General features: G+C 59.1%; 17 protein-coding genes. 2 read left to right on the top strand and 15 right to left on the bottom strand.

Annotated features, from left to right (window positions below; genetic code table 11):
- Positions 1–9: 9 nt before the first annotated feature.
- Together OKC43_RS15135 and fkpA are read right to left on the bottom strand one after the other, a co-directional pair.
- A complete protein-coding gene (locus tag OKC43_RS15135) occupies positions 10–1,416 on the bottom strand; it encodes a sigma-54-dependent transcriptional regulator (RefSeq protein WP_100654426.1) in 1,407 nt (468 codons plus the stop codon).
- Between the two features lie 151 nt (positions 1,417–1,567).
- Positions 1,568–2,371 (bottom strand): FKBP-type peptidyl-prolyl cis-trans isomerase, encoded by an 804-nt coding sequence (fkpA, locus tag OKC43_RS15130; RefSeq protein WP_005335283.1) that lies wholly within the window; start codon positions 2,369–2,371, stop codon positions 1,568–1,570.
- A 118-nt stretch (positions 2,372–2,489) separates the two neighbouring features.
- On the opposite strand from fkpA, the gene OKC43_RS15125 reads away from it, so the two are divergent.
- Both OKC43_RS15125 and OKC43_RS15120 read left to right on the top strand, forming a co-directional pair.
- Positions 2,490–3,458, top strand: coding sequence for a hypothetical protein (locus OKC43_RS15125; RefSeq protein WP_021230804.1), 969 nt, complete (start codon positions 2,490–2,492; stop codon positions 3,456–3,458).
- Positions 3,459–3,472: 14 nt separating this feature from the next.
- Positions 3,473–3,688, top strand: coding sequence for a SlyX family protein (locus OKC43_RS15120; RefSeq protein WP_005335285.1), 216 nt, complete (start codon positions 3,473–3,475; stop codon positions 3,686–3,688).
- 127 nt (positions 3,689–3,815) lie between these two features.
- On the opposite strand, the gene OKC43_RS15115 is transcribed toward OKC43_RS15120, so the two are convergent.
- From OKC43_RS15115 to glyA, 13 genes are all read right to left on the bottom strand, one after another.
- Positions 3,816–4,757, bottom strand: coding sequence for an ABC transporter permease (locus OKC43_RS15115; RefSeq protein WP_040068611.1), 942 nt, complete (start codon positions 4,755–4,757; stop codon positions 3,816–3,818).
- A 2-nt stretch (positions 4,758–4,759) separates the two neighbouring features.
- A complete protein-coding gene (locus OKC43_RS15110; protein WP_236271691.1) occupies positions 4,760–5,734 on the bottom strand; it encodes an ABC transporter permease in 975 nt (324 codons plus the stop codon).
- 99 nt (positions 5,735–5,833) lie between these two features.
- Positions 5,834–7,390, bottom strand: coding sequence for an ABC transporter substrate-binding protein (locus OKC43_RS15105; RefSeq protein ID WP_236271690.1), 1,557 nt, complete (start codon positions 7,388–7,390; stop codon positions 5,834–5,836).
- A gap of 70 nt (positions 7,391–7,460) precedes the next feature.
- Positions 7,461–9,185 carry a dipeptide ABC transporter ATP-binding protein gene (locus OKC43_RS15100; RefSeq protein WP_236271689.1) on the bottom strand — a complete coding sequence of 575 codons (1,725 nt, stop codon included), beginning with the start codon at positions 9,183–9,185 and terminating at the stop codon, positions 7,461–7,463.
- 487 nt (positions 9,186–9,672) lie between these two features.
- On the bottom strand, positions 9,673–10,167 hold the full coding sequence (locus OKC43_RS15095) for a phosphatidylglycerophosphatase A family protein (RefSeq protein ID WP_216977131.1): 495 nt from the start codon (positions 10,165–10,167) through the stop codon (positions 9,673–9,675).
- A complete protein-coding gene (gene thiL, locus OKC43_RS15090; protein ID WP_026034998.1) occupies positions 10,164–11,123 on the bottom strand; it encodes a thiamine-phosphate kinase in 960 nt (319 codons plus the stop codon). The genes OKC43_RS15095 and thiL overlap by 4 nt, the downstream gene beginning before the upstream one ends.
- A gap of 57 nt (positions 11,124–11,180) precedes the next feature.
- Complete coding sequence (gene nusB, locus OKC43_RS15085; protein WP_005343514.1) at positions 11,181–11,594, bottom strand: transcription antitermination factor NusB; 414 nt, start codon at positions 11,592–11,594, stop codon at positions 11,181–11,183.
- A 14-nt stretch (positions 11,595–11,608) separates the two neighbouring features.
- Positions 11,609–12,079, bottom strand: coding sequence for a 6,7-dimethyl-8-ribityllumazine synthase (ribH, locus tag OKC43_RS15080; RefSeq protein WP_005338866.1), 471 nt, complete (start codon positions 12,077–12,079; stop codon positions 11,609–11,611).
- 203 nt (positions 12,080–12,282) lie between these two features.
- On the bottom strand, positions 12,283–13,392 hold the full coding sequence (gene ribBA, locus OKC43_RS15075; RefSeq protein ID WP_139747934.1) for a bifunctional 3,4-dihydroxy-2-butanone-4-phosphate synthase/GTP cyclohydrolase II: 1,110 nt from the start codon (positions 13,390–13,392) through the stop codon (positions 12,283–12,285).
- A 149-nt stretch (positions 13,393–13,541) separates the two neighbouring features.
- Positions 13,542–14,195, bottom strand: a complete 654-nt coding sequence (locus tag OKC43_RS15070) for a riboflavin synthase (RefSeq protein WP_206876739.1) — start codon at positions 14,193–14,195, stop codon at positions 13,542–13,544.
- 55 nt (positions 14,196–14,250) lie between these two features.
- Complete coding sequence (gene ribD / locus OKC43_RS15065; RefSeq protein WP_270659424.1) at positions 14,251–15,360, bottom strand: bifunctional diaminohydroxyphosphoribosylaminopyrimidine deaminase/5-amino-6-(5-phosphoribosylamino)uracil reductase RibD; 1,110 nt, start codon at positions 15,358–15,360, stop codon at positions 14,251–14,253.
- Between the two features lie 199 nt (positions 15,361–15,559).
- A complete protein-coding gene (gene nrdR / locus OKC43_RS15060) occupies positions 15,560–16,009 on the bottom strand; it encodes a transcriptional regulator NrdR (RefSeq protein WP_005338880.1) in 450 nt (149 codons plus the stop codon).
- A 150-nt stretch (positions 16,010–16,159) separates the two neighbouring features.
- The gene (glyA, locus tag OKC43_RS15055) at positions 16,160–17,413 is read right to left on the bottom strand and encodes a serine hydroxymethyltransferase (RefSeq protein WP_040068624.1); all 1,254 of its coding nucleotides are present in this window, start codon (positions 17,411–17,413) and stop codon (positions 16,160–16,162) included.
- Between the last annotated feature and the right edge of the window lie 84 nt (positions 17,414–17,497).

The following is a 17,497-nucleotide window of genomic DNA, read 5'->3' as shown; positions in this document are numbered from 1 at the left end:
CAAGATGGTTCAGGCCCGATTGGACTCCTCCCACCCCTGCTTTTTACGGTAAATGGTGGAGGGGCTGATCTCGAGCAGTGCCGCCGCCTTGGGAATGTTGCCGTCACAGCTGGCGATGGCCTGTTCGATCACCTCTTTTTCCACCAGCCAGAGCGGACGAATTGGCCCGTTGGCCACGCCGGTGGCTGCCGGAGCCGATGCCACCGCAGCCGCAATCGCAGTCGGTAGCTGGGGACGAACCCCATTGAGCGGTGGCGGCAGAATATCCGGGCTCACCAGCTCCTTGTCATTGAGCACCACGATATTGCGTACCACGTTTTGCAACTCGCGTACGTTGCCGGGCCAGGGGTAGTCGAGCAGCACTCGCGCCGCCTCGACATCGAAATCCTTGAAGCGTTTGTTCTCCTCCTTGGCGTAGCTCTGCAGCAGGGTGCGCGCCAGCAGCAGGATATCCTCACCCCGCTCCCGCAGCGGCGGCAGGGTGAGCGGAATGACGTGGAGCCGATAGTAGAGATCCTCGCGAAAACGGCCCGCTTTTACCTCGACCAGCGGATCCCGGTTGGTGGCGCAGATAAAACGCACATCCACCGTCTCGAGCTTGCCGCTACCGACCCGCTGCACTGTGCCGGTCTGGATAAAGCGCAGCAGCTTGCTCTGCAGATCCAGGTCCATCTCGCAGATCTCGTCGAGAAACAGGGTACCGCCATCGGCCAGACTGGCTGCCCCTTTGCGATCCCCCTGGGCGCCAGTAAAAGAGCCCTTCACATGACCGAAGATCTCGCTCTCCATCAAATCATGGGGAATGGCGGCGCAGTTGAGGGCAATAAAGGGCTGTTCGCTGCGGGGACTGCACTGGTGAATCGCCTCGGCACACACCTCTTTGCCGGTGCCGCTCTCGCCAGTGATAAAGACGGTCGCCTTGCTGGGCGCCGCGCTTTCGATGATGCGATAAACCGCCTGCATCGACATGGAGGCACCGATAAAACCGAAAAACGAGCTGCGTTCGAAATTCTCCCGATAGTGGGCAACCAGCGAGCTCAACTGCTGGTGTTTCAAGGCATTGCGAACGGTGGCGCAGAGCCGCTTGCTGTCAAACGGCTTGGTCAGAAAATCGAAGGCACCGAGGCGCATCGCCTCCACCGCCACATCTACCGAGCCGTGGGCGGTGATCACCACCACAGAGCAGGGCAACTGCTGTTCGGTGATCATTTGCAGAATATCCATACCGGACATATCCGGCAGCTCCAGATCCAGCAGCACCACGGGGGGAGGGCTTGCCAGCAACTGCGCCAACGCCTGTTGACCGCAGTCGGCCAGCACCACCTCGTACCCCTCCTGGCGCAGGTACTGTTCATAGACCACCGCCAGACTACGGGTATCTTCCACCAGCAGGACACGCGATTTATTTTCAGCCACTGGACTCATCCTTGTATTTGATTCTGCGATCTATTTTGCCTTATTTTCGCGCGCAAACCCAACGCCAAGACAGCTCTGTTATCCCGCGATTGCAGGGAATACACAAGTAAAAACGGCTCCTTAAGGAGCCGTTTTTAACTACAAGAAGGGATTACTTCTTGGCGTCGTCAGCAGTCGGCTTCTCGATAGCCAGCAGCTCAACGTCAAACACCAGCACGGCGTTCGCCGGGATGGAGCCTGCACCGTGCTCGCCATAGGCCAGCTTGGACGGCAGGAAGAACTTGAACTTGGAACCAACCGGCATCAGCTGAACACCTTCAGTCCAACCCGGGATAACCTGATTGAGCGGGAAGGTAGCCGGCTCGCCGCGATCGACGGAGCTGTCGAACTTGGTGCCGTCGGTCAGGGTACCGGTGTAGTGAACCTTGACGATATCGGTAGATTTCGGCTTTGCGCCAGTGCCCATCTTCTCGACCACGTATTGCAAGCCGGATTCAGTGCTCTTAACACCCTCTTTCTTGGCGTTGGCAGCCAGGAACTCTTCGCCCTTCTTCAGATTCTCAACGGCGTCTTTCTCGGCCTTGGCCTTGGTCAGCTCGTTGATCTTGGCGTCGTAATCCTGCAGTACCTTCTGGATCTCTTCATCAGTCATCTTGGCTTCTTTGCCCAGACCGTCAGTCACCCCTTTCAGGATCACGGCGTTGTCCAGTTTGATGCCCAGTTCCTGCTGACGCTCCAGGGTATTGGCGATGTAACGACCCATGGAGAGGCCAATTGCGTAGCCAGATTGCTCTTCAAAGCTCTTGGCTTCGGCCTTGGTCGCCTCTGCCGGCTTGCTGGCTTCTGCCTTCACTTCGGCGGTATTGGCCGCAGCAGGCTTCTCGTCTTTTTGGCAAGCAGTCAGACCGACGGCAACGGCCGCCGCCAACAGGGACACCTTCAGAAATTTGTTCATCAGTTTCTCCAAACTCCAAATACCGCTCTCGGTTCCATCGTGAAATGAGAGGTTTATCGTGATAAGCGCCTTATACTAACGCCGTGATCGCAGGTAACAAAAGCGTGAGACCGCAAAAATGATAAAAAGTGCCATTTATCTGGTGAGCCTCTGTTTAATGCTCACCGGTTGCGAGCAGAGCTCCCAACCCAACCAGCAAATGACCCTCGCCAGCACGGGTCTGCTGACCGCAGATCTCTCCAGTGATGGCAAGCAGGCCATCGTCTCCAGCATCAGCCAGGGCATCATCGTCTGGGATCTGGAACAGAACCGTCAACGCTGGCGCTGGAAGCAATCCGACTCGGCGGATGATCTGGTATTCATTACCCGTTTTTCCGAAGGCAACAGCCATGCCGTCACCGCCACCCCAGACACCTTTGCTACCTGGCGGCTGAACGACGGGCAATCACAAGGCTACTACTCACTTCCTGAATCCAGGCTGAGGGACATCGCGCTCTCTGCCGACGGTCGTTATGTGCTGATAGGTCGGGAAGATGGCAAGGCCGAGTGGCTCGATACCCGAAGCGGTCGTCGCCTGCAGTTTCTGGGGCACACCGAACAGGTCAATACGGTGGATCTATCCGCCAACGGTCGCTACGCCCTGACCGGCGGCAACGACTACAGCGCCTATCTGTGGGATACCCGTAGCGGGCAGGTAATTTGGCGCTTCAACCATGGTGGCCGGGTGATCATGGCCAGACTGGAGCCGAGCGGCCGCTACGCCTTCACCGCCGACAGCAGCCGGGCCAGCATCTGGGATCTGAAAACCGGCAAAGAGGTGAGTCAGCTGCAATATGATCACCGCTTCGAGGTCTACACCAGCGCCCGCTTTGCCAACGATGGCAAGTGGCTGATCACTGGCGCCCCTTCCCGTCAGCTCTCCCTGTGGCAAGTGAGCGATGGTGCCCTGCTGCAGAGCTGGCGCGTCTCGCCGCAACCCAAGGTGAAACCGCCCAGCGCAGTGGTCTACGGCGTCGCTTTGCGCGACAATAGCCACCTTGTCAGTGCCAGCTCCAGTGGTCTGGCCGAAATCTGGACAATCAAGTAAGGACCCGAAGGCCCATGAGTCAGCAACTTAACGATCGCATCGAAACCCTGGAAACCCGTCTCGCCTATGCGGAGTACACCATAGAGCAGCTCAACGACGAGGTAACTACCCAGGGCCGTGAACTCGATCGGCTCAAATACCAGATCCAGCTGCTGATCGACAAACTACAAAGCGTACAGCCCAGCCAGATTGCCAGCATGGCCGAAGAGACCCCGCCGCCGCACTACTGATGGGTGTGCAATCAACAAGCTGTCTGCTCAAGACCAATAAAAATCCGAAACCGGCTAAACCGGTTTCGGATTTTTTTCATCCAAATGGCCTAACAGCTGCGACTCGGCACCTCAGAGTCGGCCCGCGTTAACCTTTGTAGATCTTGGGGTTAAACACATCCCGCAGCCAGTCACCCAGCAGATTGATGACCAGCACCAGCACCACCAGACAGATTCCCGGGAAGGCGGTGATCCACCAGGAGCCGGAGAAGATGTAGTTGAAGCCGACGCTGATAAGCGAACCGAGCGAGGGCTGATCAACCGGCATCCCCAGACCGAGGAAGGAGAGTGCAGCTTCACTCATGATGGCGTTGGCCACCTGCACGGTGGAGATGACCAGAATGGGCGACAGGCAGTTGGGCAGAATGTGGCGGAACATGATGCGCGGGGCGCGGAATCCCATCACCTTGGCCGCTTCCACATACTCCTTCTTCTTCTCCGCCAGCACAGAGGCGCGCACGGTACGGGCGTACTGCGGCCACTCGGCGATCCCGATGATCACCACCAGCATCATGATGGCAAACTTCGAGTAAAACTCGGAGCCAAATGTTGCCTGAAAGATGGCGGAGATGATGATCGCCACCATCATGGTGGAGAACGACAGCTGCACATCAGCAAAGCGCATCAGCAGGTTGTCGATGCGACCACCGAAGTAACCGGCAATCAGACCGATGACGATACCGAGCACCAGCTGCAGCGCCACCGCAAACAGACCGATAGTGAGGGAGATACGGGCGCCATAGAGGATGGTGCTCCAGATATCCCGCCCCTGGTTGTCGGTACCGAGCCAGAAGCGCTCCTCGCCACCTTCGAGCCAGGAGGGGGGCAACTCGGCATCCATCAGATCAAAACTGGTCTGGTCATAGACGTTGTGCGGGGCGAGCCAGGGGGCCAGCAGCGCCGCCAGCACAAATACCACGAACACCGCAAAGCTGAACATGGCTACCTTGTCCCGCAGGAAGTAGTAGACGATGTCAGAGTTCTTGAATCGTGCCCAACGGCTTGGGCTTGCAGTTACAGCGTTACTCATGCTTACCCCTTGGCAGTCAGGTTAACGGTCGGGTTAATCAACCCGTAGAGCAGATCGACCAGGGTATTGGTCACCACGAAGATCAGTCCCACGAAGATGACGTAGGCGGTGATGAGGGGCGTATCGACCCGGTGGATCGCCTCGAGGAACAGGAAGCCGGTACCCGGCCACTGGAACACGCTCTCGGTCAGGATGGTGTAAGCCACCATGGTGCCGATCTGCACCCCACCGACGGTAATGACTGGCAGCATGGTGTTCTTCAGAGCGTGGCTGTAGTAGACCTTGTTGTTGTCCAGCCCCTTGGCACGGGCGAACTTGACGTATTCAGAGGAGAGCTGCTCCAGCATCTCGGAGCGCACCAGCCGGATAAACAGCGGCAACATGATGGAGGAGAGGGACACCGCCGGCAGGATCAGGTGCAGGATGCCATCCCAGGTAAAGAAGCCCGACTCCCAGCCCAGCAGGTTACGGGTCTCGCCGCGGCCATAGGCCGGCAGCCAGCCCAGCTGGATGGAGAAGAGGTACATCAGCATGATGGCGGTCAAAAATACCGGGATCGAGATACCGATACTGCTCCCCGCCATGATGAGCTTGGTGGGAATGCTGCGCGGGCGGATCGCCGAATAGACACCGAGTGGAATGGAAACCACCACGATGATGAGCGCGGCAGCAAACACCAGCTCAAGGGTAGCCACCAGCTTGTCGAGGATCACCTCGAGAGCGGGTCGCTTGAAGAAATAGGAGGTGCCCAAATCCCCATGCACCGCATTTTTCAGAAAGCGGCTGTATTTGATGAGGAAGGGATCGTTAAGGCCCATCTTCTCGCGCAACTCGTGACGCTGGGCTTCGGAGACGGATTGTCCCACCAGCTCGCGCAACGGGTCACCCAAGTTGTCCTGGATGGAGAAGGCGACCAGGCTGATGACGAACATCACTATCACGGCCTGATAGAACCGTTTCAGCAGGAATGTAAACATGCTTGTCCTTCTACGTGGCCTGTGTCGTGGCACAGGCTTCTGTTAGTGGGCGGAGTGGCCAGCTGACCACCCCGCCCCGTCCTTCCTTGCGACGTTCTCTTACTTGCTGACCACCAGGTCACCCAGGTAAGGGAAGTTCATCACGTTGACCACTGGCTTGATGTCGACGTTCTTCTTGGCGCCATAGGCCAGATCTTCCCAGTGCAACGGCACGTAGGCAGCATCTTCGATCAGCATGGCTTCGACCTTCTTCAGCATCTCGGCACGCTTGGCCGGATCGGTCTCGGCGTTGGCATCCATCACCAGCTTGTCAGCTTCGGCGTTGGCGTAACCGGCGCAGTTGTACTGACCCATACCGGTCTTGGCATCCTTGGTGAAGGTCAGGAACTCGAAGAAGTTCGCGGTATCTTCGGTGTCGGAGTGCCAGCCAATCAGCTGCATGTCTGCGGCGCACTTGTCAAACTCAGGCCAGTACTGGGCCACCGGCATGGTCTTCAGATCCACCTTGATGTTGATCTTGGCCAGCATGGCGGAGACAGCCTGGGCAATCTTGACGTCGTTGACGTAGCGGGCAGCCGGGGAGATGAAGGTCATCTTGAAGCCTTTCTCGTAACCGGCCTCCTTCATCAGCTCCTTGGCCTTGGCCAGATCATACTGGGGCACCAGCGCCTCGTTGTGACCGGCATAGCCTTTCGGACTCAGCTGACCAGCAGGGGTACCGAAGCCCTTGTTGATCTTCTCGACGATACCCACCTGGTTGATGGCGTAGTTGATCGCCTGACGTACACGCTTGTCTTTCAGCGCCGGGTTGGTGTTCTGGTTCAGCTCGATGATGATGGCGCGGGTACCGGACAGGGTAACCAGCTGGGAGTCCTTGCCATTCTTCACGCGATCCAGATCGTTCGGCGCAACCGGATAGATCATGTCCACGTCGCCACCCAGCAGGGCAGCAACACGGGTCGCATCTTCCTTGATGGGCACCACGGTCAGGTTCTCGACGTTACCCTTGGAGGCTTTATCCCAGTAGTTGGCGTTGCGGGCATAATCCAGCTTCACACCCTGCTCGCGGAACTTGACGGTGAACGGGCCAGTACCGGAGACGTGGGTAGAGGCGTAGGAGTCGCCGTTTTTGACAATCTCGGCCTTGTCTTTGCCCGCTTCGGTCTTGCCGGTGTAGAACTTGGAGTCCATCGGGAAGATGTAGGTAACGGTCTGCAGCACCAGCGGGAACGGCTTGGCGGTGACGAGATCCACGGTGTAGTCATCGACCTTCTTCACTTCGCTGATGGGATCGAAGATCGCCTTGAAGTCGACGGAGGATTTCAGGCGGTTGACGGTCCACACCACGTCGTCTGCAGTGAAGTCGTTACCGGAGTGGAACTTGACCCCTTTGCGCAGGTGGAAGCGGACAGTCTTGTCATCGACACGCTCGAACTTCTCGGCCAGACGGGGCTCGAACTGCAAGTCCTGGGTGTAACGCATCAGGGGATCGAATACCAGGTGCGACATCTCCAGGGTCTGACCGGAGAGCTGCTCCTGCGGATCCAGCGAAGTGGCGTCAGAAGCGACACCCACCTTGATATCAGCGGCTGAGACACTGAAGGCGAAACCGGCGGCAAACAGCGCCAGGGCAATCTTGGACAATCCTTTCTTCATCTTATTCTCCATGCTTTTGGCTTTCTTATGACACTTTTTTTAACAAGCAGACCGGCGCACCGGCGCTCTCCTAGCTTGCGATTTCCAGCCCCTCGCGGGACATTCCCTTGAACTCCGGCATGAGGGAGATCAGCTTGCGGCTGTACTCATGCTCGGCATTGGTAAAGAGTTTCTCGGTCTCGGCCACTTCCACCAAATGGCCGTGCTGCATCACCCCGATGCGGTCGCACATCTGGCGGATCACCGGCAGATCGTGGCTGATAAACAGCATGGTGAGCTTGAGCTCCTGCTGCAGATCCTTGAGCAGGTTGAGGATCTGGGCCTGCACCGACACATCCAGTGCCGAGGTCGGCTCGTCGCAGATAAGGAAGCGCGGGCGAGTGGCCAGGGCGCGGGCAATGGAGATACGCTGGCGCTGACCGCCGGAGAACTCGTGGGGATACTTGAGGCCAGCACCACGGCCAAGACCCACGTGATCCAGCAGATCGCCGACAATTCCCTCAATCTGGCTCTCGCTGCTCGCCAGCTGATGGAAGCGGATCGGCTCGGCAATGATGTCGCGCACCTTCATCCGCGGGTTCATCGAGGAATAGGGGTTCTGGAACACCATCTGCATCTGGCGACGCAGCGGGCGGCGCTCGCGCTCGCTCTTGAGGGCAGTCAGATCGATCCCCTCGAAGAAGATTTTGCCGGTATCAGGCGGATAGAGACCTGTGATGGCGCGGGCAATGGTCGATTTACCGGAGCCCGATTCCCCCACCAGACCGAAGGTCTCCCCTTCGAAGATCTCGAAGCTGATGTTGTTGCAGGCGCGCACATACTGGCGGCGGCTCGGGAAGATGGAGTCCTTGGTGACGAATTTCAGATCGACATTCTCCACCCGCAGCAGCGCCCCTTCATAGGCACGCTCGTCCTGACTCTGGCCGAGCCAGTGGGTCTTGAGGTCGATATTGGTATCCGGCGCACTGGCATCCTCAATATAGGAGACCAGCGGGAAGCGCACCAGCTTCACATCGGAACGGGGGACCGCCGAGATGAGGCTGCGGGTATAGGGGTGATTGGGGCTGCCCAGCACCTGTTCGGTCAGGCCGAACTCCACCAGATCGCCGCGATACATCACCGCCACCTTGTCGGTAACGTTGGAGACCACGCCCATGTCATGGGTCACCAGCATGCAGCCCACCTGACGCTCTTTGCAGAGGGCGCGGATAAGCTGGAGGATCTGATCCTGAATGGAGACGTCCAGCGCCGTAGTCGGTTCATCTGCGATGATCAGCTCCGGATCGCAGGAGAGCGCGATGGCGATAACCACCCGCTGACGCATGCCACCGGAGAACTGGTGCGGATACTGTTTGATGCGCAGCTCCGGCTGCGGAATACCCACCGCCCCCATCAGCTCCAATGCCTTGGCAAAAGCAGCCTCGCGAGAGAGGTCGGTATTGGCCAGAATGGTCTCCACCAGCTGATGCTCAACGGTGAACAGCGGGTTGAGGGAGGTCATGGGGTCCTGGAAGATGAACCCGATACAGGAGCCACGGATGGCCCGCATCTCGTTCTGGCTCTTGCCGGAGATGAGCTCGCCATTGAGATAGATATCGCCACGGGCGATGCGACCCGGCGGGCTCAGCAGATCGATAACGGCGTTGCCGATGGTGGACTTGCCGGCGCCGGATTCACCGACCACCCCGACAATCTCACCCTTTTCGATAGAGAAAGAGAGATCCTTCACCGCGGCCAGCACCCCGTAGCGGGAGGGGTACTCGATCCGCAAGTTCTTTACTTCGAGCAAGGACATGTTTACCTCTGCGGGGGACATCCGTCCCAAATAATTCGTCCGTAAATCAGCCGCAGATGCCGGTTGTTACCTTGGGCAATATTTGCTCAATCCATGAGGCAGCGAAACCAGCGATCCGGGCGGGTTTTTTGCATTTTTTTGGAATAACCCGCGAGTAACTTAGACGGTTTGACCACGGGTGTAAATGATTGAGTTATACAATTCCGCAATGTTTTGTGCAGATAACCACCAATTCGGCAGAGATAAATGATGATTTTCATCACAAAAATGGCCGGTGCGTCCGTACATCTATTGGTATCATTACTTTAATTTCAACAACAACGCAACAAGCAGCATTTATCACTATTTCCAAAACAATCACCAGCCCCGAATGAGTAGTGAATATTTATGTGAAATGGATGATAAACGGCAGCATATGCCGATGAATGAAAATTAAGCAGATATAAATCGGGGGATGCCAGAACGGTCATCCCCCGGAAGATGGCTCTCAACCGAGCCAGAATGCCAGTAATTGCATACAAAATAGGGCGAACAGGCCGGCGATCAGATCGTCCAGCATGATGCCCAGGCCACCGTGGATCCGGCGATCAAACCAGGAGATGGGCCAGGGCTTGAGCACATCAAACAACCGGAACAGCGCAAAGCCCGCCACCACCCACTCCCAACCGGCTGGCGCGGCGATCATGGTGACGCCAAAGCCGATCACCTCGTCCCAGACGATGGCGCCGTGATCCGGCATGCCGATGGCATCGGTGGCGCTCTGGCAGATGCGGATACCGATCAGGAACCCCACCACCAGCAGAGCGATAAACCAGTGGGTCGGCAGCCCGCTCACCAGCAGGTAGAGCGGAATGGCCGCCAGGGTGCCCATGGTGCCCGGCGCTTTGGGGCTGAGACCGGAACCAAACCCCACCGCCAAAAAGTGAAGCGGATTTTTCAGATCCAGTCGTGTCAGCTCGGGCTTTATCCTGAACAAACTCATGCGAAGTGATCCCACCCTTTCAGTTGCAACTCGACCGCCTGGTCGCCACGCAGGTAATCGATGCCCGGCTCGCCCGCCACGATGCGGCCAATGCGGCTGAACTTGACCCCGCTGTGGGCCAGCGCCGTATCGAGCGCGCCGCGGTGCTCCTCCGGTACGGTGAAGCAGAGCTCGTAGTCATCGCCACCGGCCAGCGCCAGTTGCCACGCCTCCTGCTCGCTCACCGCATCCTGCAGCACCGGCGAGAGCGGCAGCAGATCGAGATCGATCTGGGCCCGCACGCCGGAGGCCTTGAGGATATGACCGAGATCCGATGCCAGACCATCGGAGAGATCCAGCGCACTACCCGCCAGCCCGCGCAGCGCCTGACCGGCCAGAATGCGGGGATGGGGGTGGTCGAGCCGTGGCAGCACGGCAGCCAGCTGGTTCTCGTTGAGGGTGCGTTTGCCCAGCAGGTGGGAGAGCGCCAGCGCGGCATCACCCAGAGTGCCGGTCACATAGATGCCGTCACCGGCTTTGGCGCCGCTGCGCATCAAGGCGCGCCCGGCAGGCACCGATCCCTTCACCGAGATGGTGATGGAGAGCGGCCCGCGGGTCATGTCTCCGCCCACCAGCGCCACATTGTAGTACTCGGCCAGCTCCAGAAACCCTTCGGCAAACCCGGCAACCCAACCTTCGTTGATGGCAGGCAGAGTCAGTGCCAGCGACACCCAGCGCGGCTCGGCCCCCATGGCGGCGAGATCGGAGAGATTGACCGCCAGCGCCTTGTAGCCGAGATCCACCGGATCCATGTCGGGAAAGAAGTGTACGCCGCTCACCAGAGTGTCGGTGCTCACCGCCAGCTGGGTATCGGGGGGCAGGGTCAGCAGGGCACAGTCATCTCCAGGGCCCATCACCACGTCCTTGCGGGCGTGGGGGACCTTGAAGTACTTATCAATCAGCTCAAATTCACCCATACAGTAAAAAGCCAGCAATAAGCTGGCTCCTCTCTTAGATGCTGACGGACAGCAGGATCAACGCTTGTTCAGCGACTTGATCACCTTGTCCAGTACACCGTTGACAAACTTGTGGCTGTCATCGGCAGCAAAAGCTTTGGCCAGCTCGATCGCTTCGTTGATGACCACGCGCGGCGGTACATCATCACGACGGGTCAGCTCGTAGGTCGCCAGACGCAGGATCGCCTTGTCCACCATGTCCACTTCTTCCAGCGGACGGGAGAGGAAAGGTGCAAACACCTTGTCCAGCTCGCTGCAGTGGAGGGCTACCCCGAACAGCAGATCGCGGAAATAGTTCAGGTCTACACCCTTGGTGTCCTGATCGATCTTGAACTGCTCTTCGATGTCACCCACGTTAGCCTTGGTCATCTGCCACTGGTAGATGGCCTGGGTGGCGCAATGGCGGGCTTTACGGCGCTCAGACGGTTTCAATGTACTTCTCCTCGTTACACGTCCAGTTCTTTCAGGACGTTGATCATTTCGAGCGCTGCCAGTGCAGCCTCTGCACCCTTGTTACCCGCCTTGGTACCTGCACGCTCGATGGCTTGTTCAATGTTTTCAGTGGTCAACACACCGAAGGCAACGGGAATTTCATATTCCATCATTACCTGGGCCATGCCCTTGCTGTTCTCGTTTGCCACCAGGTCGAAGTGATAGGTGCCGCCACGGATGACAGTACCGACCGCCACGATGGCGTCGTATTGACCACTCTTGGCCAGCTTCTTGATGACCAATGGCATTTCAACCGCGCCCGGCACTTTTACCAGTGTCAGGTTGCTGTCCTGCACTTGACCTTGACGCTTCAGTACGTCCACCGCACCGTTCACCAGACTGTCGTTGATGAAGCTGTTGAAACGGGCAACAACAATAGCAACGCGCGCCTCAGGAGCGGCGATATTTCCTTCGATAACCTTCATTGGAAATCCTGTATCTGTGCAATCAAAAGGGCCGGAGTCAAAAGTGCGCACATTCTAGCACAACAGACCCACGACAAAAACCATGGCCGCAATAGACGGCCATGATCGCGATTTAACCAGTCCGGCGCACTTGCTCGCCGGTAAATTCCACGACTTCCTGACCGAAACCGCCCGGAAGGGGATGGTACTTCTCTGGTAGTACGTTACTCGCCGATGTACTCAACCACTTCCAGACCGAAACCACCGAGGGCATGGTACTTCTTCGGCGAGCTCAGCAGGCGCATCTTGCTTACACCAAGGGCCTTGAGGATCTGGGAACCCACACCAACCCGGCGCGAGGTGCCCTGCCACTTGGCTCCTTCCGGTGCCAGTCCCTTGTCGGCGGCTTCAAAACCCTTGACCCGGGCCAGCAGCTCGGCGCCGTGGGATTCAGCCCCCAAAATCACCAACACCCCGCCTTCGTCAGCGATGCGGGCCATGGATTTGGGCAGCGGCCAGCTGCGGGCGGCGTGGCGGTCGGTCAGCAGCAGATCGCTCAGCACATCGTGCAGATGGACGCGCACCAGGGTCGGCTGGTCGGCCTGCACCTCACCCTTTTTCAGGGCGAAGTGAACCTGATTGTCGATGGTGTCGCGGAAGGTGATGAGGTCGAACTCGCCAAACTCGGTGGGCAGCTTGCACTCGGCCACCTTCTCGACCGTGGTCTCGTGCTGGTTGCGGTACTCGATCAGGTCGGCGATGGTGCCAAGCTTGATGCCATGCTCCTCGGCGAAGATCTCCAAGTCAGGACGGCGCGCCATGGTGCCATCTTCGTTGAGGATCTCGACGATGACGGCGGCCGCCTCGAAACCGGCCAGACGGGCCAGATCGCAGCCCGCTTCGGTGTGACCGGCACGGGTCAGCACGCCGCCATCCTGCGCCATCAGCGGGAAGATGTGGCCCGGCTGCACCAGATCGGCCGCCTTAGCATTGGGCGCAACAGCGGCCTGCACGGTCACCGCACGATCGGCGGCGGAGATACCTGTGGTCACCCCTTCTGCCGCCTCGATGGAGACGGTAAAGGCGGTGGAGAACTGGGCATTGTTGCGATCCACCATCAGCGGCAGCGCCAATTGCTTGCAGCGATCCCGGGTCAATGTAAGGCAGATGAGGCCACGGCCGTAGCGGGCCATGAAGTTGATATCCTCCGGACGGACGCAGGAGGCGGCCATGATGAGGTCCCCTTCGTTCTCCCTGTCTTCGTCATCCATCAGGATCACCATCTTGCCAGCCTTGATATCGGCAATGATTTCCTGGGTTGTGCTCAGCGCCATGGGCTACTCCATCAGTGTGCTTGGGGGTTGAGCCCGCAGGCTCAACGCAAATGCGAGTGTATGTTGCTCTAGATTGGGGCTAGCGGCTCCATTTCAATCAGAGCGGGATCACAGAAAATCGTTTTGGTGGCCAGATTCAGCGCACACCGTCAGAGAAAACCGGCCTTGGCCAGCGTCTCGATGGTCAGGGTCGAGGCGCTGCTCTCCTGACTTTTTCCCATCATCAGCCGCTCCAGATAGCGGGCGATCTGATCCACCTCGAGGTTGACCTTGTGGCCCGGCTTCCAGCTGGCGATGGTGGTCTCCTGCGCGGTATGGGGCACGATGGTCAAGCGGAAAAGGTCCCCCTGCACCGCGTTGACCGTGAGGCTGATGCCATCCACCGCGATCGACCCCTTCTCGGCGATATAGCGGGAGAGCTCGCCCGGCGCCTTGATCCAGTACTCGATAGCGCGGCCGCTGCTGGAGACGCTTTTCACCTCCCCGACCCCGTCCACATGGCCGGAGACCAGATGGCCGCCGAGGCGGGAGGTGGGCATCAGTGCCTTCTCGAGGTTGACCCGATCGCCCACTCTGGCGGCGGCAAAACCGGTACGGGAGAGGGTTTCCAGCGACACGTCGGCGGTATAACTCTTGTCGCCCAGCGCCACCACGGTGAGGCAGACGCCGTTGGTGGCGATGGAGTCGCCCAGTTTGACGTCGCTAAAATCCAGACCTGGTGCGTGGACGGTGAGGGCCATGTCATCGCCCTGACGGCGCAGTTCGGCCAGGGTTCCCACCGCTTCGATAATTCCGGTAAACATGCAGATCACCTTGCTGATGACGGGGACTGATTATGCCCCCTTGAACATTGATAAATCAGGCTATTTTGGCGGTAATGCGAATATCCGGCCCCACCATTCGCACATCCTTGATGGCGAGCTTGGGTGCCTGGAACAGCCGGGTCAGGCCCGGCAGATGGAACAAACCACGCCCCTCGTCACCCATCAATTTGGGAGCCTGATAGAGCACCAGCTCATCCACCAGCCCCTTATCCAGTAGAGCGCCGCAGAGCCGCGGGCCCGCCTCGACCAGAACCGAGTTGACGTTCTGCTTGGCCAGCAGCATGAAGAGGCTGACCAGATCCAGCTTGCCATCCAGCAGCGGCAGCTCCAGCTGCTGCACCCACTCGGGCCACTCGCCGGACGCCTTGTGACGGGCCAGCAGCACCGGACTCTCGCTCTGGAACAGCGGCAAGTCGGGTGTGAGGCGGTTTTGCGAATCGACGATGACTCGCAGCGGCTGGCGCAGGGTCTCTTTGGGATAACTCGCCTTGGCCGAGGGGGGCAGCTCGTCCCAGCGCACGGTCAGGGAAGCGCCATCGGCCAGCACGGTTTCGGCGCTGGAGAGCACTGCATCGTGACGGGCCCGCAGCCGCTGCACGTCGCGGCGCGCATCCGGGGAGGTGATCCACTGGCTCTCGCCGCTCGCCATGGCGGTGCGGCCATCGAGGCTGGCCCCCAGCTTGACGGTCACTCGCGGGAAGGCGGTACGCATCCGCTTGAAAAAGCCCGGGTTGAGCGCCTCGGCTTCGCTCGCCAGCAGGCCGAAATCGGTCTTGATGCCCGCTTCGGAGAGCATCCGCAGGCCGCGTCCGCCAACCTGGGGATTGGGGTCAACCATGGCCGCCACCACCCGGGCCACCCCGGCGTTGATCAGCGCCTCGGCGCAGGGAGGGGTACGGCCGTGGTGGGAGCAGGGTTCGAGGGTCACATAGGCGGTAGCGCCACGGGCGTTGTCACCGGCGGCGCGCAGGGCGTAAACCTCGGCATGGGGCTCGCCCGCCTTCTGATGCCACCCTTCGCCAACCACCACGCCATCTTTGACCAGCACGGCGCCGACGCAGGGGTTGGGGGCCGTGGTGTAGCAGCCGCGGCGGGCCAGTTCGAGTGCCCGACTCATCCATTGGTAATCATCTTGACTAAACATTCGGGCTCCTTTGACAACACATCTCGACTTTACGCAGTATCGTAGGTTCGATTAGCGCAGCGTAATCGGACGCGGCAACATGGGTGAGCATGGAGGTTTACTTCTCCAGCTTGGCAATCTCTTCGCCGAACTCGCGAATATCTTCGTGTCCTGAGGTAGAGAGGGGCGAAGCGGATATCCACTTGCCCATCCGATACCATCATTTCTCCAATTTGGCGATCTCTTCACCGAACTCGCGAATATCTTCGAAGCTGCGATAGACGGAGGCAAAGCGGATATAGGCCACCTTGTCCAGACTCTTGAGCTCATCCATCACCAGATTGCCTACCAGCTCGGAGGCGACTTCGCGCTCGCCGGTGGCACGCAGGCGGGATTTGATATGGTTGACCGCCTTTTCGATGGCCTCCATGCTCACCGGCCGCTTCTCCAGCGCCCGCAGGATGCCGGCACGCAGCTTGTCTTCGTTGAACGGCTCGCGGGAACCGTTGGACTTGATGACGCGGGGCATCACCAGCTCGGCCATCTCGAAGGTGGTAAAACGCTCGTGACAGAGCAGACACTCACGACGGCGGCGCACCTGATGGCCTTCTGCCACCAAGCGGGAATCGATCACCTTGGTATCAACCGCACTACAGAATGGGCAATGCATCGGACCTCCGGCGTTAATGGAACAGGGACCGGCCCGGCGGGCCAGGATCTAGGTCGGCCAGTGTAGCACGGCCATCCAAAACCGGTAAAAGCCAGAAAAAACAATGCCACCCGCAGGTGGCATTGGTCTCAAACCGGATGGTCTGGCTTATCAGCCATAAACCGGGAAGCGGCGGCAGATATCCAGCACCTTCTCACGCACGGTGGCCAGCACGGCATCGTTGTCGTGGTTGTCCAGTACGTCGCAGATCCAGTGGGTCAGCTCGATGGACTCGGCTTCCTTGAAACCGCGGCGGGTGATGGCCGGGGTACCGATGCGTACACCGGAGGTGACGAACGGGGAGCGCGGGTCGTTGGGCACGGAGTTCTTGTTGACGGTGATGTTGGCTTTGCCCAGCGCAGCGTCAGCATCCTTACCGGTCAGCTCGCGGCCGATCAGGTCAACCAGCATCAGGTGGTTGTCGGTACCGCCGGAGACGATCTTGTAACCGCGCTCGATAAAGGTGGCGGCCATCGCCTTGGCGTTTTTCACGACCTGAGCCTGATAGGTCTTGAACTCCGGCTCCAGCGCCTCTTTGAAGGCAACGGCTTTACCGGCGATGACATGCATCAGCGGACCACCCTGACCACCCGGGAAGACGGCAGAGTTGAGCTTCTTGTAGAGTTCCTCGTCGTCAGCGGCGGAGAGAATAAGACCACCGCGCGGACCGGCCAGGGTCTTGTGGGTGGTGGAAGTGACCACGTGCGCGTGGGGAACCGGGTTCGGGTAGACGCCAGCGGCGATGAGGCCAGCCACGTGAGCCATGTCGACGAACAGGTAGGCACCGACCTTGTCGGCGATTTCGCGCATGCGGGCCCAGTCAACGATACCGGAGTAGGCGGAGAAGCCACCGATCATCATCTTCGGCTTGTGCTCGACAGCCTGGCGCTCCATGTCGTCGTAGTCGATTTTGCCGGACTCGTCGATACCGTAGGGGATGATGTTGTAGAGCTTGCCGGAGAAGTTGACCGGAGAGCCGTGAGTCAGGTGACCGCCGTGGGCCAGGTTCATGCCCAGTACGGTGTCGCCCGGCTGCAGCAGAGCCATATAAACGGCGCTGTTGGCCTGGGAGCCGGAGTGCGGCTGCACGTTGGCGTAAGTGGCACCGAACAGCTCTTTGGCGCGCTCGATAGCCAGGGTTTCGACCACATCCACATACTCGCAACCACCGTAGTAACGCTTGGAGGGGTAACCTTCAGCGTACTTGTTGGTCAGCTGGGAGCCCTGGGCTTCCATGACACGGGGGCTGGTGTAGTTCTCAGACGCAATCAGCTCGATATGCTCTTCCTGACGACGGGTTTCGTCTGTGATGGCCTGCCACAATTGCGGATCATAATTGGCGATGGTCATGTCACGTTTCAACATCCGTTTCTCTCCTGAAAATCGTTTGCGCGTTAGGTGAAGTGGGCGCGGGCATTGTAACGTGAGCTGGATCAAAGAGACAGTCCA

Source organism: Aeromonas sp. Y289-2 (genome assembly GCF_027705925.1).
Taxonomy (GTDB): Bacteria; Pseudomonadota; Gammaproteobacteria; order Enterobacterales; family Aeromonadaceae; genus Aeromonas; species Aeromonas veronii.
This window is presented reverse-complemented; position numbering and strand designations above follow the sequence as displayed.

Excerpts from the sequence above, each read along its gene's own strand:
- OKC43_RS15125 (WP_021230804.1), top strand. The coding sequence starts at position 2,490 with ATGATAAAAAGTGCCATTTATCTGGTGAGCCTCTGTTTAATGCTCACC.
- OKC43_RS15095 (WP_216977131.1), bottom strand. The coding sequence starts at position 10,167 with ATGAGTTTGTTCAGGATAAAGCCCGAGCTGACACGACTGGATCTGAAA.
- ribH (WP_005338866.1), bottom strand. The coding sequence starts at position 12,079 with ATGAAGGTTATCGAAGGAAATATCGCCGCTCCTGAGGCGCGCGTTGCT.
- OKC43_RS15105 (WP_236271690.1), bottom strand. The coding sequence starts at position 7,390 with ATGAAGAAAGGATTGTCCAAGATTGCCCTGGCGCTGTTTGCCGCCGGT.
- thiL (WP_026034998.1), bottom strand. The coding sequence starts at position 11,123 with ATGGGTGAATTTGAGCTGATTGATAAGTACTTCAAGGTCCCCCACGCC.
- fkpA (WP_005335283.1), bottom strand. The coding sequence starts at position 2,371 with ATGAACAAATTTCTGAAGGTGTCCCTGTTGGCGGCGGCCGTTGCCGTC.
- OKC43_RS15110 (WP_236271691.1), bottom strand. The coding sequence starts at position 5,734 with ATGTTTACATTCCTGCTGAAACGGTTCTATCAGGCCGTGATAGTGATG.
- ribBA (WP_139747934.1), bottom strand. The coding sequence starts at position 13,392 with ATGGCGCTGAGCACAACCCAGGAAATCATTGCCGATATCAAGGCTGGC.
- OKC43_RS15115 (WP_040068611.1), bottom strand. The coding sequence starts at position 4,757 with ATGAGTAACGCTGTAACTGCAAGCCCAAGCCGTTGGGCACGATTCAAG.
- OKC43_RS15120 (WP_005335285.1), top strand. The coding sequence starts at position 3,473 with ATGAGTCAGCAACTTAACGATCGCATCGAAACCCTGGAAACCCGTCTC.
- OKC43_RS15070 (WP_206876739.1), bottom strand. The coding sequence starts at position 14,195 with ATGTTTACCGGAATTATCGAAGCGGTGGGAACCCTGGCCGAACTGCGC.
- glyA (WP_040068624.1), bottom strand. The coding sequence starts at position 17,413 with ATGTTGAAACGTGACATGACCATCGCCAATTATGATCCGCAATTGTGG.
- ribD (WP_270659424.1), bottom strand. The coding sequence starts at position 15,360 with ATGTTTAGTCAAGATGATTACCAATGGATGAGTCGGGCACTCGAACTG.
- nrdR (WP_005338880.1), bottom strand. The coding sequence starts at position 16,009 with ATGCATTGCCCATTCTGTAGTGCGGTTGATACCAAGGTGATCGATTCC.
- OKC43_RS15100 (WP_236271689.1), bottom strand. The coding sequence starts at position 9,185 with ATGTCCTTGCTCGAAGTAAAGAACTTGCGGATCGAGTACCCCTCCCGC.